The sequence below is a fragment of the Pasteurella sp. XG20 genome, assembly GCF_018968665.1.
Classification (GTDB): domain Bacteria; phylum Pseudomonadota; class Gammaproteobacteria; order Enterobacterales; family Pasteurellaceae; genus Pasteurella; species Pasteurella multocida.
The window spans coordinates 1,760,896-1,783,522 of sequence record NZ_CP076656.1; the positions used below are offsets into that span (position 1 = coordinate 1,760,896).

Genomic DNA, 22,627 nt, shown 5'->3' on the forward strand with positions numbered 1-22,627 from the left:
TGACCGCACTTTGCTTGTAATAAAGGGAAGGAATTAAGCCTCAATGCCTTCAAATAATGCCGTACTTAAATAGCGTTCTGACGCAGACGGTAAAATCACTACGATTAATTTCTCGGCAAATTCAGGTAATTTTGCCAAACGATCTGCGGCAGCCACCGCCGCCCCTGATGAAATCCCCCCTAAAATGCCTTCTTCTGCCATTAATCGACGTGCAGTTTGCATGGCTTCCTCACTACTCACGGTTTCAACACGATCCACTAATGCAAGATCTAAATTTTTAGGGATAAAGCCCGCGCCAATGCCTTGAATTTTATGTGGGGCAGGCTTGATCTCTTCACCGGCTAAAGTTTGACTAATCACCGGTGATTCCGCAGGTTCAACTGCCACAGAGAGAATCGCTTTACCTTTATCTTGTTTAATATAACGGCTAATCCCTGTAATCGTCCCACCGGTGCCAACGCCGGCAACCAGCACATCAATTTGACCATCCGTATCACGCCAAATTTCCGGTCCGGTTGTTTGTTGGTGAATGGCTGGATTAGCCGGATTTTCAAACTGCTTTAACATCACATAGCGTTGTGGATCAGACGCGACAATTTCTTCTGCTTTGGCAATTGCCCCTTTCATGCCCAATGCACCTTCCGTTAAAACTAAATTGACGCCCAATCCACGTAATAAACGTTTACGTTCTGCACTCATAGTTTCTGGCATCGTTAAAGTGATTTTATAACCGCGTGCAGCTGCCACATAGGCTAAGGCGATCCCTGTATTTCCACTGGTAGCATCGACAATTTCTTTTTCTTTCGTCAAGATACCGTCTTTTTCTGCTTGCCATACCATATTCGCCCCAATACGGCACTTCACACTAAAACTGGGATTACGCCCTTCCACTTTGACCACAATATTGCCTTGACCAAAGTGTTTCAAGCGCACAAGTGGTGTATTACCAATTGAATAAGAATTATCTGAGTAAATGGTCATCTTGTATTCCTTCTGTGTTCAATCCATTGAGTAATTAAGCCATAGCTTAGTTCTACCATAATTCCAATCCCCACAAAAATAGCCATTTGCTATATTTTATAACAAAATACTATTTTACAATGCTGACCGTACTCGCTCGACTTACGCCTTCCTGATTAACCGGTTTCATGGCTAAATGCTCGCGAAAATGTGTCACCCACATCGCCGTCGCACCACAAACGGCAACAGGAATCACCACCAAATTCACTAAAGGAATAAAAGTACACAGCATTACCAAACCACCGAAACTTAAGCTAAGTGCTCTCTTTTCTGCTAATTCTGCTTTCATCACAAAAAAAGGCACTTTATGGTTATCAAAAGGATAATCACAATATTGAATTGCCATCATCCATGCCGTAAATAATGTCACAATAATCGGAATAACGCTTTGCCCTAAAACCGGCACAAAACCTAATAAAAATAAAATAATCAGTTTCGGTAAACTATACACTAACTTTTGCCATTCTCGCCCAAGCATCCGTGGAATATCTTTCATAAAATCCCATACACTGCCCTCCACCAGATTTTCACCTGTCAGCATTTTTTCGACTTTCTCCGCTAACAAACCATTAAAAGGTGCAGCAATAAAGCCTGACAAGGTCGTGAAGACAAAATAAAACAGGACTAAAATCATCAAAATAGCAAAGATCAACAAAATGCTACTCAACCAACTTAACCAATCTGGAATCGAGAGCATGAGCATTCCAATCATTTTTTCAATTTGTGTAATAAAAAGCCAAAATAATCCGCTTAGTAACACGATGTTTAGTAGGATTGGCATAATCACAAAACGGCGTAGCCCTTTCTGAGTAATTAAATGCCACCCCATCATAAAATAATGAAAGCCTTGCTTCAGTTCAGCATGCGATAACATAAGTTCTCCCGATAAATTAACAAAGCGCTAGCATACAAAGCGAGCACTCAAAAAGCAATTTTTTGCTGTTTTTTTCATCCTTGGATTGTCATAACAAATGATCAACAAGCCCTAGAAAATATGATAAGCTTATGCGAGTTTTATCCTTTTAATAATGATGAGGAATGGATAATGGATTTGAATACAATTTTAATTATTTTAGGCATTATCGCATTAATTATTTTAGTGGTTCATGGCTTATGGGCCAATCGCCGCGAAAAGTCACAATACTTTAAAAGTGCGAATACCTTTACGCGAGATTCTCGTCTAAGAGAACCTCCAGCGCATATCCAATCAGCATCAGAAGAAAAAAAGGATGCGAACACCAGTACGCCTACCGCCGAGGTTTCTCCGGCACAACGTACCTTTGCTTTTGAAGCAGAAAAACAATTCGCCCATGAACAACAAGCTGTTGAACAAGCGATTGAAAATATCAAAATTACTTTGCCTAAAGAAGAGCAACCTTATCAAGCTAAAATTGAACCCGATACCCCACCAACCTCTCCCGCGTTAACCACCATTGCAGAGGTTGAGAATTATGCAAATCAAGAAGAAGGGATCGATACTCATTCCGAACAATTACGCCAACAATTGGCTGATCTCGCACAACAATCACCTTCCGTGACATTAGCTGCATTACAGGAAGAACAAGCCTTAATGGAAAGTCAAGCTCAGCAACAAGCAAGCGAAGATGTACGCCAAGACACGGATGCCACTTTTATTATGATGTACGTCGTTGCACCTGAAAATTATCAATTCCAAGGCGCAAGACTGGCTAAAATTTTAGATGAATTAGGTTTCTTATTTGGTGAACATAATATTTATCACCGCCATTCTGATTTAAGTGTCAACAGCCCAGTCTTATTTAGTGTTGCCAACATCGAACAACCAGGGACATTTGATTACAATATGCATGACTTTAGTACCGTTGGGATCGCCCTCTTTATGCAGTTGCCATCAGAAGGCAATGATCTGATGAATTTACGCATGATGATCCGTGCAGCGAAAAGTATCGCGGAAGATCTTGGTGGCTTTGTCTTAACTGATCAACAAGCCATTTTTGATGACCAAGCGGAAAAAGCCTATCTTGATAAAGTCAGATAACCTAAAACGCGCAATAAAAAAGGACCGTCTGGTCCTTTTTTGTTACTTAGCTAAATTAATCTTTTTTGTTTTTCAGTTTATTCCACACTTTGTCTTCTTGCCCACGCCACAAACGCTGAATATTGTCATGATGGCGATAAATCAACAAGCAACACACTAAAGCGACAGGGAAAGTAAACTCGGGCTTAAACCACCACACATAGAAAGGTACCAGAAGCGCGGTCATCACTGCACTGAGCGAAGAATAACCACTCACGAAGAAAATCAATAACCAAGTGCCTAGCATACTGCCTGCGACACCCCATGAAATCGGCGCAATAGCACCAAATGCCGTTGCCACCCCTTTTCCGCCTTTAAATTTAAAGAAGATTGGGAAAATGTGCCCTAAACAAGCACCTAATGCCACCATCCCTAATTCAAAATGAGTCAAACCAAGATAATAGCCTAACCAAACAGGTAACATACCTTTGAGCATATCAAACAGGAGTACACTCAATGCCACCCAACGCCCACCAATACGCAAGACATTGGTTGCACCGGGATTATGAGAACCACTTTCTCTTGGATCAGGCAACCCCGCTAAACGACACAATAAAATTGCACTAGAAACAGATCCTAATAAATACGCCAGGAACAGATAGAAAATCGCAAATAGGCTCATTTTTTGTCCTTTAGAGTGGTCGGCATGGAAAAATTTTATTCGTCTATTGTACATAAAGTTGATAGCATAAGCCTAATGAAATTTCATATTGGAAGGAATAAATGAATGATTGATCACATTTTCATTGAGGAACTGACCGTTTTCGCTCAAATTGGGGTATATGACTGGGAACAGCAAATTAAACAAAAATTAGTGTTTGATCTGGAAATGGCATGGGATTGCCGTCAAGCTGCCGAAACTGACGATGTGCAATATTGTTTAAATTATGCTGAAGTGAGTGCGTTTATTCTTGATTATGTGCAATCAAAACCCTTCTTATTGATTGAACGCGTGGCATATGAAGTGGCGGAGCAATTACAACAACGCTTTGGCATCCGCTGGTTGCGTTTAAAATTAAGTAAACCGAAAGCCGTGGCACAAGCACGTAATGTCGGCATCATTATTGAGCGCGGAATACGATGACAAACAAACAAGGTTATGGCTATTTTTGCTTACTGTTAGCCACCCTCTTTTGGGGCGGTAACTACCTATTTGGCAAAATACTCAGCACGGACATTCCACCCATTGTGTTAAATTATGCTCGTTGGTTTCCGGCTGCCTTAATCTTATTGCTATTATTTAGTAAACGTAGCTGCCAATTTACACCCATGATCCGTCAACATTGGCGAATTTTGACCGCACTTTCTCTGCTGGGTATTGTGATTTTCCCAGTATTTTTATATCAAGGTTTACAAACCACAACGTCGCTCAATGCCAGTATTTACCTCGCGGTAGTCCCTATTTTTGTCTTATTTCTCAACCGCCTTGTCTTTGGTGATCCTATTGATTTTACGGGATTGACTGGTGCATTGTTTAGTTTTGTTGGAGTTCTTTGGCTACTTAGCCGAGGCGATATACAACGTCTAACTCAATTAGAAGTGAATCAAGGGGATTTATGGGCACTCGGCTCTGCACTGAGTTGGTCTATTTATTGTTGTCTGATTCGTCTTAAACCAGCACACTTACCCAATACGGTGCTGTTAACTACGTTAGTTTGTATGGCAATGTTACTTTTTACCCCGCTCTTCATTTGGCAATATCAACAATTGCCACCTGCATTTTTCTCTACGTTAACACCAACACAATATAGCATTATTGCTTATTTAATCATCGGTCCATCGATCCTGTCTTATGGCTTTTGGAACTATGGGATTTCACTAGTGGGTGCGGATAAAGGCGCTGCCTTTACAAATGCTACACCATTATTCGCAGCGTTATTAGGGGTATTAGTGTTAAATGAAACTCTTGCGTTCTACCACATGATCAGTGCGGGTTTAATCATTGCTGGGCTATTACTTTGTAACCGAAAATCGTGCTCGTCCTAGAGATGCGTTTCTACTTAATCGTTAAAACCAGTGCTTTTTGTCTTCTCGAAATTGGGGAATGTCGCCCTGTTCATAAGGATTATAATGTTCACGATGACAACCAAATTCTTGTAAATAGCAAATTTGATTGTGCTCAGACCATTTAATTAGCGACATACCATCAAATGCCTCTTTCCTGCCATCTTGCATTTGATCATGAAAGGTCCACTCTACAATCGTTTGATTACCTTTATGAAAATACTGCTTGATTGCCCAAACCTGTACTTTACCACGCTGGTTCCACTCGCTAAACCAATGCTTGAGCGTTGCGAGATCAGTATATTTCGGTCCCCAGCTTTCAATATAAATCACATTTTCCGTAAAGATCCGATCAATACCTAAATCTTGTTGTTGCAGCCACATCTCAAACCATAAGGCTATCGTGGCTTCTCGTTGTTGTTGCATATTTCCTCCCTCACTACGATGTTTACGCCACCAACATTAACAACTGTTTCAACTCGGTAATTTCTAAGGTTGGCATTAATCTTGCTTCTGGGAAATCCCGTAGCACTTTGCCTGAAAGATTAATCCAAACCGCCTGACAATCAGCCTGAATCGCGCCTTGTACGTCTGTCATTAAATTATCACCGACGTGTAAAATCTCGTGCGGCTGAACGCCAAAGTGTTGTGCGGTTTGATGGAATAAATCTTGATGGGGTTTCGCTCTGCCCTGTTCACCGCCCCGTAGTACGAGATCAAATTGCGATAAACCTATACGTTGTGGCTCAACATTACCGTTAGTAATCGCCACCAGTGGATATTTTTGTTTTAGTAAATTCAGCACCTGTTGACTTTGCGCCGGCACATCAATTTTATGACGCCATTCCACAAATAACGCCATCGCTTGCTGACAAACTCGCTCAATCTCTGCCGCACTTTTCTGATAATTTGCTAAAAGTTGGTGCAAGGTTTCAATCCGCCACGCCACTACATCTTCACACAACATAGGATGACGTTGTTCGATACGTTGCTTCCAGGCTCGCCATTCTTCTGATGAGATATTTAACTGGCTTTCAAGTTTGACTTTTTCAATAAAATTTTCTTCCGCGAGGCGAATCACGTCGCTGTTATCGTACAGGGTGTCGTCCAAATCAAAACTGATTAATTTGAAAGGGCGTAAAGTGCGGTAGAATTTCATACAATTTTCCTATTTTTTGCGTTTCGCACGCGGATGTGCTGAATCATACACCTCCGCAAGATGTTGAAAATTTAAATGGGTATAAATTTGAGTGGTGGATAAATTACTGTGACCTAATAATTCTTGTACCGCGCGTAAATCAGAGCTCGCCTCGAGCATATGTGTGGCAAAGGAATGGCGCAGTTTATGTGGATTTAAATGACTGCTTAGTCCTTGTTTAATTCCCCAAACTTCGAGCCGTTGTTGAATAGCTCTGTGAGTAAGGCGATTGCCTAATTGGCTGACAAACAGCGCTTCATCTTTTGGGTTAAACAAGATACGCACTTTTAACCACTGTTGAATTGCATGAGAGGCATAACGCCCGAAAGGCACAATACGTTCTTTATTACCTTTACCCATCACCCGCACTTCTCGTACTCGAGTATTAATACTGTTTAAATTCAAACTTTGTAATTCGGATAAACGTAAACCGGAACTGTATAACAACTCTAAAATCGCTCGATCCCGAATATCAATTGGTTCCTTGCTATCGTTGTTCAGTAATTGCTGTACTTGTTCAGCGTCAATATTCTTCGGTAAGTGTCGATTTTGTTTTGGGGCAGACACGCCAGTAGCGGGATTAACGTTAATGTCTTGTTGTTGGACTAAATAGGTAAAAAAACGGCGTAATACCGACAAACGCAATGCTAAACTGCGTTCTTTTAAACCATCTTTATTACTTTGCGCCAAAATAAAACGTACAACACTGGGGGTCACGGCTTGCCAACTTGTGATCCCATTTTCCGCCAGAATGTCCACAATGCGATAAAGCTGACGCTGGTAATTCGTCAACGTATGCGGGCTTACTTGTCTTTCAATGCGCAGATAATTCCAATATTTGTCTAACTGTTCTTGCATTCCACTCCCCGTTACCCCACTTATTTTTTAACACAAGCCAACTTAGGCTTTTTTAAAACTGTCCACCCATCGTCCCAAATGTAAGGTGACAATATCCACTAAATGTTTCAAAAATTCAGTATCTTGCCCATTATGAAAATGACGCTCATCTCTGGCAGAAAATAACAAAAGTGCGGTCGGTTTTTGCGAGGTTTTTCCACCTAACAAACAACAGGCGACCGAACCAATCGGAAATTCTTCTGGTAAAAATAGCATGGTTTTTTCTTTATGTGTCATTTGCCCCAAATAAAAACGGCGTAAACCAAAACGCTCTAAGCGTACTATCTCAAACGCTTTACGATCAAGCCACACTTCATCCGTTAAACTTTCACCTTTCTGCCACGCATCAGTAAATAAGAGGATTTTGGCTTGTTGCAATTCAAATTTTTTCACCCACTGATCAAGTTTCTGAATCCCTTCTGTGAGATTATGTGCTTGAGAAAGCTGTTGTTGTAACGGCAATAACCCCAGAAAAATATCACTATTTTGAATAGCAAGTTGCGTGAATTTCTCCAGCTCCGCTTCTAATTCTTGAATACGATGACGCTGACGGTCAAGCTGCATTTCCACTAAAGACAGGGTATTGTTCTGTGTGTGATGGAGGTTAAGTTCATCCAGTATTTCTGGGTGATGAAGGAAAAAATCCTTGTGTTGTGTCAGGTAGTCGATGATGTCAGTTGGGGTGAGGGATTGTTTTTGCATAGTATGTTATTTTTTCGTTAGGAATTAATCGTGCTTTCGCTCCGATGAGCGATCTACTTTTCTCTGTCACTTTTCTTTGCTTCGCCACAGAAAACCAAAAGAAAAGCGAACCGCCAGTGTTGCGCTTTCCTCTGGTAAAGTAAAATTTTTTAACGCCAAGTTAGCAGACTACGCACTGCGTGCTTCGCTAGCGTAACTTGGCTAAAGTTTTCTTTTCCCTTCGGGCAACATTCACGGAAAAAAGTCACTATGACTAAACAAAAATCATTGCTATGACAGCGAGAATAATGCTCAAACCATAGCCCCATGTAAGCAACCTGAATGAAGGGCTTATTTTTAGAAAAGTTACGCCAGCGAAGCACGCAGTGCGTAGTCTGCTAACTTTTCGTGAAAAAATAAGCACGAAATGAAGAGCAGTTGCTTAGTTGGGGTGTATTTTCTTTGCCTACTTTCTTTTGTACAAGCAAAAGAAAGTAGGTGGCTTTTGGTTACTTTTCTTTGGCGAAGCAAAGAAAAGTGACAAATGACTATAACCGAATCACTCCATCATACACGTGTGTCGCATCACCTGTCATAAATAATGGTTTACCTACGCCTTCCCACTCAATAATCAAGCTCCCACCTGGAAGATCCACTTGCACTTTACTGTCCAATAATCCTTGCATCACACCCACTGCCACCGCAGCACAGGCGCCACTACCGCAAGCTTGGGTTTCACCAGCGCCTCGCTCGTACACACGTAGTTTAATATGTCCTCGATGAATCACTTGCATAAAACCAGCGTTTACGCGCTCTGGAAAACGTTCGTGGTTTTCCAATAAAGGTCCTAATTGCTCAACATTGGCAGTTTGAATATCGTCCACTTGCACTACACAATGGGGGTTGCCCATCGACACGGCACCACATAACACCGTCTGAATAGAGGTACGTAAGATATAGTTTTTTTCAAATTTATTGGCAGTAAAGGGGATTTTCGCTGGTTCCCAAATCGGCTCTCCCATATTAATGCGGATCATGCCGTCATCTTTAATTGATAAAATCATTTTGCCTGTTTGCGTACTGACCGCAATGTCTTTTTTATCGGTCAACCCTTTCAACGTCACAAAACGGGCAAAACAACGTGCACCATTACCGCATTGCGACACTTCACTGCCATCTGCATTAAAAATGCGATAATGAAAATCGAGATCAGGATCATATGGTGGTTCAACGATCAACATTTGGTCAAAACCAATACCACGATGGCGGTCTGCCAAACGCTTAATGGTTTCTGGAGAAAAATAGAGGTTTTGTGTAATGGCATCCACTACTACAAAATCATTACCTAAGCCGTGCATTTTGGAAAATTGCATTTTCCTGTCCTTTAGTTGAAACGCTGAATGACTGGCATTATAACAGGCAAGAAAAATCAGTAAATCATTACAGCGTGATGACTCTCACAAAAACTCATAAAAAATGACCGCTCTTTCTTTGCTGTAACCTATTGAAAATATGACATTTAATAGGTTTGAATTAAATATATCGCTTAAATACTCTTGAAAATGGTAAAAAGGGGCTTATTTATTCCTTGTAAATCGAAGGGATATTTGAACATTCCTTAACCCGATTTAATTTTTACAGGAGAGCAAATATGAATATCGAAAAATTTACGACAAAATTTCAACAAGCGCTGCAAGAGGCGCAATCTTTAGCCATTGGCAAAGATAACCAATTTATTGAACCCGTCCATTTACTCACCGCCTTGTTAAATCAACAAGGTGGTTCCACTGCGCCAATTTTAACAGCAAGTGGGGCAAACTTACCTCTCTTGCGTAATGAATTAAATGCCGAGCTCAGTAAATTACCACAAGTGTCAGGCAGCGGTGGTGATGTACAAGTTTCACGGAGTTTAGTGAATCTATTAAACTTGTGCGACAAGTTAGCACAGCAACGCCAAGATAAATTTATTTCCTCTGAATTGTTTTTACTGGCAGCGTTAGAAGACAAAACACTTGGTGATGTGTTGAAAAAGTGCGGTGTGAAAAAAGAAAATTTACAACAGGCAATAGAGAAAGTCCGTGGCGGACAAAATGTAAATGATCCAAATGCGGAAGAAAGTTGCCAAGCGTTAGAAAAATATACGATTGATTTAACGGCGCGTGCAGAAAGCGGCAAACTTGACCCCGTGATTGGGCGTGATGAAGAAATTCGTCGTGCCATTCAAGTATTACAACGCCGTACCAAAAACAACCCAGTGTTAATCGGTGAACCGGGCGTGGGGAAAACTGCGATTGTCGAAGGGCTGGCGCAACGCATTATTAATGGTGAAGTACCCGAAGGCTTGAAAAATAAGCGCGTTCTGTCTTTAGATATGGGGGCATTGATTGCCGGTGCGAAATACCGTGGTGAATTTGAAGAACGTTTAAAAGCGGTGTTAAATGAACTGTCAAAAGAAGAAGGACGCGTGATTCTCTTTATTGATGAAATTCACACCATGGTGGGGGCAGGGAAAACCGATGGCGCGATGGATGCCGGTAACTTGCTCAAACCAAGCTTAGCCCGTGGGGAATTACACTGCGTGGGGGCGACAACACTAGATGAATATCGTCAATACATAGAGAAAGATGCCGCCCTTGAGCGTCGTTTCCAAAAAGTGTTTGTTGGTGAGCCAACGGTGGAAGATACCATTGCGATCTTACGTGGGTTAAAAGAACGTTACGAAATCCACCACCATGTTCAAATTACTGACCCTGCGATTGTGGCGGCCGCGACCCTTTCTCATCGTTATGTATCTGATCGTCAGCTACCTGATAAAGCGATTGATTTAATTGATGAAGCAGCATCGAGCATTCGTATGGAAATTGACTCTAAACCTCAGCCGTTAGATCGTTTAGAGCGCCGTATCATTCAATTAAAATTGGAGCAACAAGCGCTACAAAAAGAAGATGATGATGCGAGTCGTAAACGTTTAGCAATGCTTGAAAAAGAATTAGGTGAAAAAGAACGTGAATATGCGGAGTTAGAAGATGTTTGGAAAGCTGAAAAAGCCGCCCTTTCAGGTACACAGCATATTAAAGCGGAGCTAGACAGTGCCAAAACACAAATGGAACAAGCGCGCCGTGCCAGTGACTTCGCAAAAATGTCGGAATTACAATACGGTGTGATCCCTGCGCTAGAAAAACAACTAGCGCAAGCAGAATCCGCTGAAGGCAAAGAAATGACCCTGCTCCGCTACCGTGTGACCGATGAGGAAATTGCCGAAGTGCTTTCGCGCGCAACTGGTATTCCTGTGGCGAAGATGATGGAAGGGGAAAAAGAAAAACTCTTGCGTATGGAAGAAGAATTGCACAAACGAGTGATTGGTCAACATGAAGCCATTGAAGCAGTATCGAATGCAATTCGCCGTAGCCGTGCCGGGTTATCCGATCCAAATCGTCCAATTGGATCGTTCTTGTTCTTAGGTCCAACCGGGGTCGGGAAAACAGAACTTTGTAAAACCCTTGCCAATTTCCTGTTTGATGACGAAAACGCGATGGTGCGTATTGATATGTCAGAATTTATGGAAAAACACAGTGTTTCACGCTTAGTGGGCGCCCCTCCGGGTTATGTGGGTTACGAAGAAGGCGGCTATTTAACCGAAGCCGTTCGTCGTCGCCCTTATTCCGTGATCTTGCTTGATGAAGTGGAAAAAGCACACCATGATGTGTTTAACATTTTATTACAAGTGTTAGATGATGGACGCTTAACCGATGGACAAGGGCGCACCGTGGATTTCCGCAATACTGTGGTAATCATGACATCTAACTTAGGCTCACACTTGATCCAAGAAAACAGTACATTGGATTACCCAAATATGAAAGAGTTAGTGATGTCTGTGGTGGGACAACATTTCCGCCCAGAATTTATCAACCGTATTGATGAAACCGTCGTCTTCCACCCATTAGGTAAAGAAAACATTCGTGAGATTGCGACAATCCAACTTGCTCGCTTAATCAAACGTATGGAAAGCCATGGTTATCAATTACACTTCACCGATGCTTGCTTAGACTTCATTGGAGAAGTAGGTTACGATCCGGTGTATGGCGCACGTCCGTTAAAACGTGCAATTCAACAAGAAATTGAGAACCCGTTGGCACAACAAATTCTGTCAGGCAAATTATTACCGAATCAATTAGTCACCATTGACTATGTTGACGGAAAAGTGATTGCCAATCAGTAAATCTGTGTTTCATCTCTCAAGCCCAATGCTGATGCGTTGGGCTTTTTTATCAAGTGCGGTCATCTTTTACAAAGTTTCTGTAAGGATTTCTCTCTTCCTTCGTCTAAATCACCATATCACTACCATTTATGTTTAATTTACTTTAGGAGAACTTTATGAAAAAACTTTTGACCTTCGTTGCTACTTGCTTACTGTCCGTTCAAGCTTTTGCGGTGGATTTCAAACCATTTGAACAAGCAGCATTTGATGTAGCCTTACAAAGCGATAAACCGGTTTTAGTCGATGTTTATGCCAATTGGTGTCCAACTTGCAAACGTCAAGTCAACGTACTTGAGCCAATGTTAAAAGAGGCACAATTTAAAGATTACACTGTCTTTAAAGTGGATTATGACGAACATAAAGATGCTTTAAAACATTTCAATGTCACTCGTCAAAGTACCTTAATTCTGTTTAACCAAGGCAAAGAAGTACGCCGCAGTATTGCTGAAACAAGCGAAGACGGTTTGCGTCGTTTTATCACCCTCCCATAAGGAAACTGACATAATATGGATATCAGTGTCACCGTTTTAGGCTTAAGTTTACTGGCAGGATTGCTTACTACTCTTTCCCCATGTGTTTTACCTATTCTGCCAATTGTCGCCTCTTCCGCCATGGCAAAACGGAAAGTCGGCTTATTTACCCTAGCCTTTGGTATGGCAATTTCTTTTACCCTAGTTGGTACGGTCATTGCGTCTATCGGTTTAGCATTAGGTCTCAATAGCGAATATTTACGTTATGGCGCGGCGATCTTGATGCTGTTAGTCGCTTTCTGGCTACTCAGCTCACGCTTACAAGCCTTGTTGAGTCGTTACACATCACTGCTCACTGGAAAAGGGGAAGCTTGGTTAAGTGGCTTTAACCCAGAGTCCGCGACAGGACAATTTTTTGTTGGTTTATTGCTAGGTATTGTTTGGGCGCCTTGTATTGGTCCTACTTTAGGTGCCGCAATAGCGCTTGCTAGCCAAGGAGAAGCCCTTGCCAGTGTAGCAATTGTGATGGTGATCTTCAGCTTAGGCGCGGTGATTCCATTAATTGCGATTGGATTACTCTCTCGCCAATTTTTCCGTGAAAAACGTGAAAGCCTCGCTAATGCGGGACAAAAAGGACGTATTGTGATGGGGTGGAGTTTGTTAGTGGTAGGCTTATTGGTCTTAACAGGCTTTGATAAACAAATTGAAATCTGGCTCGTTGAATTAAGTCCAGAATGGCTAACTAACTTAACAACCCGCTTTTAACTCTTAAAAAGTGCGCTACGTTTTTTCACATTATGATTAACGCAACGAAAAAAAGGGCTGTTTATACAGCCCTTAAATCACGAATAAAACGATTATTCTACTGTTAATTTCTTACCATCATAACTCATTGTTTGTACAGCGCTTAATGGCTTACCACCATCAGTTTCACCGCCAATTAACAATACTTTATTATTATAAGAAACCGCTAAACCATAACCAATTGTTGCTGGTAATTCACCCACAATTTTCCAGTTACCAGTTTTGCCATCCAACGCATAAACTGCTTTATGATAGGTTTTCTTCAAGCCACCTGTACGGTGCGCATCCATAATCCCTTTTTCATAGTTTGCTAATGCACCAGGGAAGTTCGCACCACCTGTCACGATATAATGACCATTGGTATAACCACCCATACCGCCTGCAATACCATCTTGTTTGTCATAGCCTGTTGGTGCTGGTAAATCACCGAGTTTTTTCCAAGTAACGCCATCTTTACCAATCGTACCTAACGCAGTACCTGGCGAGCGTAAACCTGCTTTCACTTCACCATTCACGACTAATAATTTACCATCTTTAATCGCAACCGCAGCGCCTGCACGACCTGAATATGGGAAGTAGCCTTCGTTACGCCATACATTGTTAGCTGGCTCATAACTGATGATTTCTGGTGAGAAGAAGAAATCTTGTGCGCGTAAATTGAAATACGGGTCAAAGATCGCTTTTTCTTTCTCTTTATCACCACCTGCAGCTTTAACATCTTGGAATAAACCATTCCAAATTTCGTGGTTTACCCCACCTACGAAGTAAATTTTACCGCCATCTGCTGCAACACTCGCTCCCACAGATGTAGAACGAGGAGAACGTGTGCTTAATTTTGTCCACGTATTATCTGCCGGATTATACTCATAAGCATCATTGATAATTTGATTTTTCGCGACATCTGTATCTTGGAAACCACCAAACACATAAAGCTTACCATTCACACCCGCAGCAACAGGCTGATTACGTTTACCACCAGGGAATTCTGCAATTTCTTTCCACTCTTTTGGATCTTTCAAATTTAATGAATAGAATTTTGTTGTGCCAGTACCACCTAACCCCACATAAACGGTATCACCAATTAATGCACCTGCACCGGCTTTAATGCCTTCTGGTAAATCTGGATACTGACCTGCTTGTGCGGCAAATGCCGTTGCTGCTAATACCGTAAATAACGCTGTTTTTGTAAATTTCATTTTATTACCTCAATTAATTAGGTTAGTAAGAATGAATACCGATTCAGATAGCATAATACTGAATGGCAAGTTTTTTAAATTAAAGCCAACCGAGTCCGATTGGCTTTGAATGCCATTTCTTCACGCCATTATGGCATCAGAAGATTTGGTATAAAGGTGATAATTTGTGGGAAAATTGTAATCAACACCAGTGTCACAAAAATTGGTACTAAGAAAGGTAAAACCCCTTTTGCGACTGTACTCACCGGCATATTACCAACACGTGCCACAACAAATAATGCCATTCCCATTGGTGGAGTCAAAATACCAATCATCATATTTAATGTGGTCATGACACCAAAGAAAATTAAGTCAATGCCAAAGTGAACCGCAATTGGAATTAACATCGGTAACACCAAGAATTGCAATGCTAAAGCATCAATAAACATACCAAGGAACAAGAGCAATAGGTTGATCATGACTAACACCATCGTTGGTGAATCGGCTACTGCAACAAAGACTTCTGCAATTTTCATAGCCACTTGTTCACGTGCAATCATGTCACCAAAGAAAGTGACCGTCATCACCATTAATGCTGTTACCCCTGTAATCGCCATTGCTTCAATACAGCTTTTGAACAACATTTGTAAATTCAACTCTCGGTAAACAAACATCCCGATAATAATGGAATAGAAGGCTGCAATCACCGCGGCTTCTGTTGGTGTAAAGAGACCAGAGAAAATACCACCGATAATCAAAATTGGGGTTAACACTGCCCAAATGGCCTTTTTAAATGCCTGACAACGTTGTTCAAGGGTCGCTTTAGGTGTTCTTGGATAACCACGTTTTTTCGCCACATAATAGTTCATGGTCATTAACGCAATGGTTACGAGCACACCAGGAATAAAACCCGCAATAAATAATTTTGCAATAGATTGGTTAGAAATAACCCCATAGATAATCATCGCAATACTTGGTGGAACTAATGGACCGATAATACAAGAAGCAGCGGTAATCCCACCACAGATGTCATCGTCATACCCAGCATCACGCATGGCTTTAATTTCTAACTGGCCTAAACCACCTGCATCGGCAAGTGCAGAACCAGACATACCTGAGAAAATTAAACTTGCCCCGATATTCACGTGTCCCATACCACCACGGTAATGACCGAGCAAGGCACGTGCGAAATCAAAAATACGTTCTGTAATTCCGCCCGTATTCATTAAAATACCGGTTAAAATAAAGAACGGCACACTCAGCAATGGGAAACTATTTAAACTGTCAGTGAGCTTGGTTGATGCTGAGTTAACAATATTCCAACGCGTCATCGCAAAATAAAGCAACGTCGCAATAAATAATGACCAACCTACCGGGGTTCCCACAAACATAATGACAAGCCAAATCACTAATGTGATATACACCGCATCACTACCAAATTTCACATAATTTGAAATACGGAGGACTTTATACCAATCTGGCTCAATCAATAAAATCGCAAAAATAATGACCGCACCAATCACAAATGCCGTGACAGGAATATAACTTAACTTATTTCTATAATTTTCAACTTGCGCTTGGAAAAAGCGGAATAACATTAAACAAGAAATAAAAGGCAATGCCGCATACATCCATTTTTCAGGCACAATCGTCTCGCGCCCAATTAAATCTGAAGCGAAAGCAGTTAATGCTTCCATTTTAAAACTGGAGTCGAGCCAAACTTTAAAGCCTAAATGAATGAAAATAATGATGGAAATAAAGATGAGAACTTGAACAAAGGAGTTTGTCACCTTTCTCACTTTCTCGGGCATAAAGTTAGTTAAAAAATCAATATAAACATGCTGTTGACTACGGATACCCATGCTGATACCAAGTAGCCCGACATAGATAAATAGCAATCTTGCGAGTTCTTCACTCCAAATAAACGGTGACTGAAACACTTGACGAGCAATGATTTGTGCTAACAGAATTAAGAAAATTCCAATGAATAGCACACCGCCAATCCACTCTTCTAATTTATTTATTATTTTCATAGATACCTCAAGACAACCCAATAAAAAGGAACCTTATCCCTTAAGGCGCAGGGATAAGGTTACTATATTTATTTAGCGAGATTAGAAATTTCTTCAATCGCCATTTTACCGACTTCACCATTTTTCTTGAGATATTCATCATAGTATGGTGTAAGTGCTGCTTTAAATGGTTTTAAGTCTGGTTGTGTAACTGTCACACCTTGACTTTTGAAGAATTCAACTAAGCTGTTCTCACCGTCAACGAAGAGTTTAGTGTGATATTCAGCGGCTTTCGCTGCTGCATCTTTAACCACTTTTTGTAAATCTTCTGGTAAATCTGCCAACGTATCGTTACTGATTAAGTAAAGTTGGTCATTTAAGATGTGGTTAGTTAATGCTAAGTATTTTTGTACTTCATAGAATTTTTGTGCTTGGATTGTCGGTAATGGGTTTTCTTGACCATCCACAGAGTTTGTTTGAAGCGCAAGGTAAACTTCAGAGAATGCCATTGGTGTTGGCGCTGCACCCACGTATTTTGCATAAGCAAGGTTGGTTGCCGCGTTAGGTACACGTAATTTTAACCCTTTCATGTCTTCAATGCTGTTGATTGCACGGTTAGAAGTTGTTTGACGTGTACCGTTATACGCCACAGATAACACTTGTACGTTTAACTCTTTATCAATTTTTTTCAATAAACCTTGACCAAATTTTGTGTCGAGCAACGCTTTTTTAGAGGTTTCAAAATTAGGAATCATATAAGGCAACGCAAATACTTCTGCTTCTGGGAAGTAAATTTGGAAACGTGCTGATTCACCTAACGTAAAGTCTAATGCACCGTCTTTTAATTGTTTAATCATCACACGGTCATCACCTAACTGTGAGCTAGGGAAAATAGCCACATCAATTTTGCCATTGGATTTTTCTTTCACTTCTTTCGCAAAGAATTCTACTGCTTTATATTCGTTTGAGCTTGGACCCGCAACCATACCGAATTTAAGATCGTAATCTGCTGCAAATACAGAAGCTGAAACACCTAAACATAAAGATGCAAGTAGTAGTTTTTTAAATTTCATTATGAGTTCTCCTCTATTGGTTACGTTGGGATTACGTTAAAATGATGATGAAATAAATTTCACACGTTTGGCATTCTAAAGTGAAAAAACTATTTTTTATATAGAAAATGAAGTTTTATTTCATAAATGATAGGTTCGTCACAAAATTGAATATTTACCCCTACGGAAGATAAGTTTACTGTTTACCGGCATATCAGGTTTTATATAATACTTAGCGTTTTATTTCAAAATAGAGGTCCACGCATGCTAAGTGATCAGGATATTTATCAACGCTATCAGAGCAAAATGGCGGAATTTTCCAAACCTGCCAATATCAGCTTAATTGGTCATTCACTCTTTGACATGTGGGACGAACAGGTAGCAGGCACACCACAATTAGCGGGACAAACCGTCGCCAATTTAGGACTTTCTGGCGTCAGTACGCGACAATATTTGGATGTTATCGTTAAACCTAAACGGATTCAACAAGTTGGACAATCTGTTTTTCTTTTTTTAGGCGTCAATGATATTTGTAAGGAAGAAACGTATTCACCGGCGCAAGTCATGCGATGGTTAAATGACATTCTGACTCACCTACACACCATTTCTCCTACGTCCCACTACTTTTTATTAGAAGCCACACCGGTCAATCAGATTAATACGGTCACTAACGCACAAATTCACACGCTCAATACCTATTTAAAACAGCATTGTCCGTCAGACGTGACTTACGTTGAAACACAAAAATACTTTTGTGATCCTAACGGTGAACTGGATTTACGCCTTTGTACCGACGGATTACATTTTAATGAGCAAGGTTATCAAGTGCTCAAAGCAATATTAGAACAGTGTATCGCAAACCAGCAAACACAAAAATAGCAAGGATTGACAAATCATAACTAAAATTAAGCTGTCTATTCCCTATGAATAAATATGCGACAAAGATCTCAAATTTTTATTATTTTGGTTGTTATTTTTTAATTCTAAGATTAACCTATGCAAATTGGAGTCAATCTTCTTTTGATAAATTTAGACTGGAGTTAATATGTCAAAACTATCACATCCGCAAGTTTTAGAACAAATTAAATATGGCTTAATCGCATCTTGCCAGCCTGTAGATAATGGGCCAATGGACTCGCCAGAAATTGTTGCCGCCATGGCGCAAGCATCCGTTATCGGTGGTGCTGCTGGGTTACGTATTGAAGGGATCGAAAATTTAAAAGCCACGCGTAACGTCGTCAATGTACCGATTATTGGTATCGTTAAACGCGATTTACCTGACAGTCCCGTTCGTATTAGCCCATTTTTACAAGACATTGAAGAGTTAGCCGCAGCAGGCGCCGATATTATTGCTTTTGATGGTACCGATCGCGTCCGTCCAACCACACGTGAAGCCATTATTAAACGAATCAAAGAATTAGGTTGTTTAGCCATGGCGGATTGTTCTAATTTTGAAGAAGGAATGTATTGCCACAACTTAGGGGTAGAAATTATTGGTAGCACCATGTCTGGTTATACTGGCGGTGAAATTCCAGCTGAACCGGACTATCAGTTAGTCAAAGATTTAAATGCTGCTGGCTGCCGAGTGATGGCAGAAGGGCGCTATAACACCCCAGAATTGGCGAAAACCGCAATTGAGATTGGTGCTTACTCTGTCACCGTAGGATCTGCGCTGACTCGCCTCGAACATATCGTAAGCTGGTTTGCCGATGCCGTCAAATCGGCAAAATAAGTCATCACAGAAGGAGAGCCTATGCGCTGTTTAGCATTAGATATTGGTGGAACAAAAATTGCCTCGGCTATTGTAACAGACGGCAAAATAGAACAACGCCAACAGATTGCAACGCCACAAGCTGATGCTGCCAATGCGATGCATGACACACTGGCCAACATTCTTGCTTTGTATGCCGGACAATTCGATTACGTTGCAGTGGCCTCAACCGGCATCATTAATCATGGTGTGTTAACCGCCTTAAATCCAAAAAATTTAGGTGGTTTGGCGGAATTTCCCTTAAAAGAAAGCATTGCGCGTCATACGGATAAACCGATTGGCTTACTAAATGATGTGCAAGCTGCCGCGTGTGCGGAATATAAAGACGAAGATAAAAATGCGGTACAAAATTTTGTTTTTATCACCGTATCCACTGGGGTGGGTGGTGGCATTATTTTAGAACGCCGTTTATTGACAGAACCTAACGGCGTTGCCGGGCATATCGGACATACATTAGCAGACCCAAATGGTCCGGTTTGTGGTTGTGGGCGTGTAGGTTGTGTTGAAGCCGTCGCGGCTGGACGCGCAATTGAAGCCGTTTCTAGCCAATGGAATCCACCTTGCACACCAAAACAAGCTTTCGAGTTATTTAGAAAAAATGATGAAAAAGCGACCGCACTTATCCAGCGTTCAGCTAGCGCGATAGCCAACCTGATTGCAGATTTAGTGATTGGTTTAGATGTACAAAAAGTGGTAGTTGGCGGTAGTGTTGGTTTAGCGGAAGGTTACCTCCCCTTAGTCAAACAGTACCTCAACATGATGCCACATTTCTATCATTGTACCGTTGAACAAGCACGTCACGGACAAGATGCTGGGCTACTGGGTGCCGCTTGGTGGGTAGCCGATTGCCTAAAACAAGGCGTTCATTTGAAATAGGAGAATCATATGTTTATTGGGGACTTAACAAGAAACGATTTCAAATTAGGCTTACCTCCTGTTATTGCTGAGGTATGTGACTATTTAAATACATTAGATTTAGCTGCTTTAGAAACTGGGCGTCATGACATTACGGAGCAAATTTATATGAATGTCATGGCATTTGATACCGCGGCGGCAGAAAGTAAACAAGCTGAGTTACATCGTCAATATATTGATGTACAAGTGTTGATCTCAGGACAGGAAAATATCGAGTATAGTGTCGCTTATCCTACATTAGCCAACTATACCGAATACGATGAAAAAGACGATTATCAACTGACCCCAGAAATCGAGTATAAAAGTACACTCACATTAAAACCGAAAATGTTTGTGGTGTTCTTGCCTTATGAACCACATAAACCTGGCTGTAATGTGGATAACCAAGTGATAAGTTTGAAAAAACTTGTCGTAAAAGTGCCGGTTGAATTGCTGTGATTCACCCCACATTGTAAGGAGCCTCTATGTTAATTAGTGGAAAAATTTTAGACACGATTGGTGCACTACATGATAGTTTAACCAAAACAGAAAAAAGAATTGCAGCGACAATTCTCGCCTCACCTGATTTATTAAGTCAGTCTTCACTGTCTGATATTGCTAAACATCTTGATGTGGGCGAAGCCACTTTCATTCGTTTCTGTCGTACATTAGGCTTTAGAGGCTTCACTGACTTTAAATTAGAACTTGCTATTGAATTAGCCACAAGAGAAAAGCAATATCATTCTTTACTTGATACGGACATTTCACCTTCTGATGATCCTAAAAATATCGCGGCGAAATTACAGGGTGCAGTGACGAATGTCATTGCTGAAACCATTAACTTACTCGATTTTAATGAGTTAGAAAAAGTGGTGAATACCATGATGAAAGCCAAACGCATTTTTCTCTTCGGCGTGGGCTCATCTGGAATAACCGCAGAAGATGCAAAAAATAAATTCATGCGCATCGGTTTACAAGTGGATTCCACCTCAAATAACCACTTTATGTATATGCAAGCTGCACTCATGCAAGAAGGTGATGTTGTAGTCGGTATTAGTCATTCTGGTTATTCGAAAGAAGTCATTCAAGCACTAAACATCGCGAAAAAGAATAGCGCAACCACTATCGCGATTACGCATAATTTGCGTTCACCCATTACGCACGCTGCGGATTATGTCCTGATTAATGGTAATCGCCAAGGGCAACTACAAGGTGATTCAATGGGAACAAAAATTGCTCAGCTTTTCGTTTTAGATTTGATCTACACCTTAATCGTACAAGCGACGGAAGATACAGCCACTAAAACGAAGCAAAAAACCGTTAACGTCATTCTCGAACAACGTGTTAAATAACACATCTATAGGAGTATCCAATGAAAAACTTAAAAGGTATCTTCAGTGCATTGTTAGTTTCTTTCAACGCTGATGGTTCAATCAACGAAAAAGGCTTACGTCAAATTGTTCGCTATAACATCGACAAGATGAAAGTGGATGGTCTTTACGTTGGCGGCAGTACAGGCGAAAACTTCATGCTTTCCACTGAAGAGAAAAAAGAAATCTTCCGTATTGCTAAAGATGAAGCGAAAGATGAGATCGCCCTCATTGCTCAAGTGGGAAGTGTGAACTTACAAGAAGCGATTGAGCTAGGTAAATATGCCACTGAACTCGGTTATGACAGCTTATCTGCGGTAACGCCATTCTATTACAAATTTAGTTTCCCAGAAATTAAACACTATTACGATAGCATTATCGAAGCGACTGGTAACTACATGATTGTTTACTCTATCCCATTCTTAACTGGCGTAAACATCGGTGTCGAACAATTTGGTGAACTTTACAAAAATCCAAAAGTTTTAGGGGTGAAATTTACCGCGGGTGATTTCTACTTATTAGAGCGCTTGAAAAAAGCCTATCCAAATCACTTAATCTGGGCTGGCTTCGATGAAATGATGTTACCTGCCGCCTCATTGGGTGTAGATGGTGCAATTGGTAGTACCTTCAACGTCAATGGTGTGCGCGCTCGTCAAATCTTTGAATTAACACAAGCAGGCAAATTAAAAGAAGCCCTTGAAATTCAACATGTGACAAATGACTTAATCGAAGGCATCTTAGCAAACGGTTTATACTTAACTATTAAAGAGTTATTGAAACTCGATGGTGTCGAAGCAGGTTACTGCCGTGAGCCAATGACAAAAGAATTAAGTCCAGAGAAAGTCGCATTTGCGAAAGAATTAAAAGCCAAATACCTTTCTTAATTTTGGAAAAAAGCAACCGCACTTTGATGTGTCAAGTGCGGTCAAAAAAGAGAAAAAACCGTTTAGTTAACGCTAAACGGT

At 40.9% G+C, this 22,627-nt stretch carries 23 protein-coding genes; 12 read left to right on the forward strand and 11 right to left on the reverse strand.

Going from position 1 to position 22,627, the window contains the following annotated elements; genetic code table 11:
* Positions 1-33: 33 nt before the first annotated feature.
* Together cysK and cysZ are read right to left on the reverse strand one after the other, a co-directional pair.
* Entirely contained in the window at positions 34-981 is a 948-nt protein-coding gene (cysK, locus tag KPF51_RS08185; protein WP_005724573.1) for a cysteine synthase A, read from the reverse strand.
* Between the two features lie 109 nt (positions 982-1,090).
* Positions 1,091-1,894 (reverse strand): sulfate transporter CysZ, encoded by an 804-nt coding sequence (gene cysZ, locus KPF51_RS08190; RefSeq protein ID WP_005724575.1) that lies wholly within the window; start codon positions 1,892-1,894, stop codon positions 1,091-1,093.
* Positions 1,895-2,014: 120 nt separating this feature from the next.
* Between cysZ and zipA the strand changes: the two genes are divergently transcribed.
* Positions 2,015-3,037, forward strand: coding sequence for a cell division protein ZipA (gene zipA / locus KPF51_RS08195; RefSeq protein WP_370597396.1), 1,023 nt, complete (start codon positions 2,015-2,017; stop codon positions 3,035-3,037).
* A 55-nt stretch (positions 3,038-3,092) separates the two neighbouring features.
* On the opposite strand, the gene plsY is transcribed toward zipA, so the two are convergent.
* Positions 3,093-3,698 (reverse strand): glycerol-3-phosphate 1-O-acyltransferase PlsY, encoded by a 606-nt coding sequence (plsY, locus tag KPF51_RS08200; protein WP_005718674.1) that lies wholly within the window; start codon positions 3,696-3,698, stop codon positions 3,093-3,095.
* A gap of 105 nt (positions 3,699-3,803) precedes the next feature.
* Here plsY and folB point away from each other — a divergent pair, with 105 nt between their 5' ends.
* Together folB and KPF51_RS08210 are read left to right on the forward strand one after the other, a co-directional pair.
* Entirely contained in the window at positions 3,804-4,160 is a 357-nt protein-coding gene (folB, locus tag KPF51_RS08205; RefSeq protein WP_010907294.1) for a dihydroneopterin aldolase, read from the forward strand.
* Positions 4,157-5,062, forward strand: coding sequence for a DMT family transporter (locus tag KPF51_RS08210; RefSeq protein WP_005724581.1), 906 nt, complete (start codon positions 4,157-4,159; stop codon positions 5,060-5,062). Before folB ends, KPF51_RS08210 begins: the two co-directional genes overlap by 4 nt.
* A 21-nt stretch (positions 5,063-5,083) precedes the next feature.
* Here KPF51_RS08210 and KPF51_RS08215 read toward each other — a convergent pair whose 3' ends face one another.
* The 5 genes from KPF51_RS08215 to dapF all read right to left on the reverse strand — a co-directional run bounded on the left by KPF51_RS08215 (position 5,084) and on the right by dapF (position 9,229).
* Complete coding sequence (locus KPF51_RS08215; protein ID WP_005724583.1) at positions 5,084-5,506, reverse strand: nuclear transport factor 2 family protein; 423 nt, start codon at positions 5,504-5,506, stop codon at positions 5,084-5,086.
* A gap of 22 nt (positions 5,507-5,528) precedes the next feature.
* Complete coding sequence (locus tag KPF51_RS08220) at positions 5,529-6,239, reverse strand: HAD-IA family hydrolase (protein WP_005724584.1); 711 nt, start codon at positions 6,237-6,239, stop codon at positions 5,529-5,531.
* Positions 6,240-6,248: 9 nt separating this feature from the next.
* Positions 6,249-7,136, reverse strand: a complete 888-nt coding sequence (gene xerC, locus KPF51_RS08225) for a tyrosine recombinase XerC (RefSeq protein WP_005718677.1) — start codon at positions 7,134-7,136, stop codon at positions 6,249-6,251.
* Between the two features lie 42 nt (positions 7,137-7,178).
* Complete coding sequence (locus KPF51_RS08230) at positions 7,179-7,877, reverse strand: DUF484 domain-containing protein (protein WP_005724587.1); 699 nt, start codon at positions 7,875-7,877, stop codon at positions 7,179-7,181.
* A gap of 527 nt (positions 7,878-8,404) precedes the next feature.
* Entirely contained in the window at positions 8,405-9,229 is an 825-nt protein-coding gene (gene dapF, locus KPF51_RS08235) for a diaminopimelate epimerase (RefSeq protein WP_005724589.1), read from the reverse strand.
* Positions 9,230-9,507: 278 nt separating this feature from the next.
* On the opposite strand from dapF, the gene clpB reads away from it, so the two are divergent.
* The 3 genes from clpB to KPF51_RS08250 all read left to right on the forward strand — a co-directional run bounded on the left by clpB (position 9,508) and on the right by KPF51_RS08250 (position 13,349).
* On the forward strand, positions 9,508-12,075 hold the full coding sequence (clpB, locus tag KPF51_RS08240) for an ATP-dependent chaperone ClpB (RefSeq protein WP_211599562.1): 2,568 nt from the start codon (positions 9,508-9,510) through the stop codon (positions 12,073-12,075).
* Between the two features lie 155 nt (positions 12,076-12,230).
* The gene (locus KPF51_RS08245; protein WP_005718682.1) at positions 12,231-12,605 is read left to right on the forward strand and encodes a thioredoxin family protein; all 375 of its coding nucleotides are present in this window, start codon (positions 12,231-12,233) and stop codon (positions 12,603-12,605) included.
* Positions 12,606-12,620: 15 nt separating this feature from the next.
* Positions 12,621-13,349, forward strand: a complete 729-nt coding sequence (locus KPF51_RS08250) for a cytochrome c biogenesis CcdA family protein (protein WP_005718684.1) — start codon at positions 12,621-12,623, stop codon at positions 13,347-13,349.
* A gap of 92 nt (positions 13,350-13,441) precedes the next feature.
* On the opposite strand, the gene KPF51_RS08255 is transcribed toward KPF51_RS08250, so the two are convergent.
* The 3 genes from KPF51_RS08255 to KPF51_RS08265 form a co-directional block, all read right to left on the reverse strand.
* Complete coding sequence (locus KPF51_RS08255; RefSeq protein WP_005724596.1) at positions 13,442-14,584, reverse strand: N-acetylneuraminate epimerase; 1,143 nt, start codon at positions 14,582-14,584, stop codon at positions 13,442-13,444.
* A 128-nt stretch (positions 14,585-14,712) separates the two neighbouring features.
* Positions 14,713-16,596: a TRAP transporter large permease subunit gene (locus KPF51_RS08260; protein WP_005752220.1), complete on the reverse strand. Its 1,884-nt coding sequence runs from the start codon at positions 16,594-16,596 to the stop codon at positions 14,713-14,715.
* Between the two features lie 68 nt (positions 16,597-16,664).
* The gene (locus KPF51_RS08265) at positions 16,665-17,648 is read right to left on the reverse strand and encodes a sialic acid TRAP transporter substrate-binding protein SiaP (RefSeq protein ID WP_005724599.1); all 984 of its coding nucleotides are present in this window, start codon (positions 17,646-17,648) and stop codon (positions 16,665-16,667) included.
* A gap of 243 nt (positions 17,649-17,891) precedes the next feature.
* Here KPF51_RS08265 and KPF51_RS08270 point away from each other — a divergent pair, with 243 nt between their 5' ends.
* The 6 genes from KPF51_RS08270 to nanA all read left to right on the forward strand — a co-directional run bounded on the left by KPF51_RS08270 (position 17,892) and on the right by nanA (position 22,546).
* A complete protein-coding gene (locus KPF51_RS08270) occupies positions 17,892-18,506 on the forward strand; it encodes an SGNH/GDSL hydrolase family protein (protein WP_005724601.1) in 615 nt (204 codons plus the stop codon).
* Positions 18,507-18,672: 166 nt separating this feature from the next.
* Entirely contained in the window at positions 18,673-19,359 is a 687-nt protein-coding gene (locus KPF51_RS08275; protein ID WP_005724602.1) for an N-acetylmannosamine-6-phosphate 2-epimerase, read from the forward strand.
* A 21-nt stretch (positions 19,360-19,380) separates the two neighbouring features.
* Positions 19,381-20,274, forward strand: a complete 894-nt coding sequence (locus KPF51_RS08280) for an N-acetylmannosamine kinase (protein ID WP_010907298.1) — start codon at positions 19,381-19,383, stop codon at positions 20,272-20,274.
* 9 nt (positions 20,275-20,283) lie between these two features.
* Entirely contained in the window at positions 20,284-20,751 is a 468-nt protein-coding gene (gene nanQ / locus KPF51_RS08285; RefSeq protein WP_005724604.1) for an N-acetylneuraminate anomerase, read from the forward strand.
* 26 nt (positions 20,752-20,777) lie between these two features.
* On the forward strand, positions 20,778-21,644 hold the full coding sequence (locus KPF51_RS08290) for a MurR/RpiR family transcriptional regulator (RefSeq protein WP_005718698.1): 867 nt from the start codon (positions 20,778-20,780) through the stop codon (positions 21,642-21,644).
* A 20-nt stretch (positions 21,645-21,664) separates the two neighbouring features.
* A complete protein-coding gene (nanA, locus tag KPF51_RS08295) occupies positions 21,665-22,546 on the forward strand; it encodes an N-acetylneuraminate lyase (protein WP_005718701.1) in 882 nt (293 codons plus the stop codon).
* The last annotated feature ends 81 nt before the right edge of the window (positions 22,547-22,627 follow it).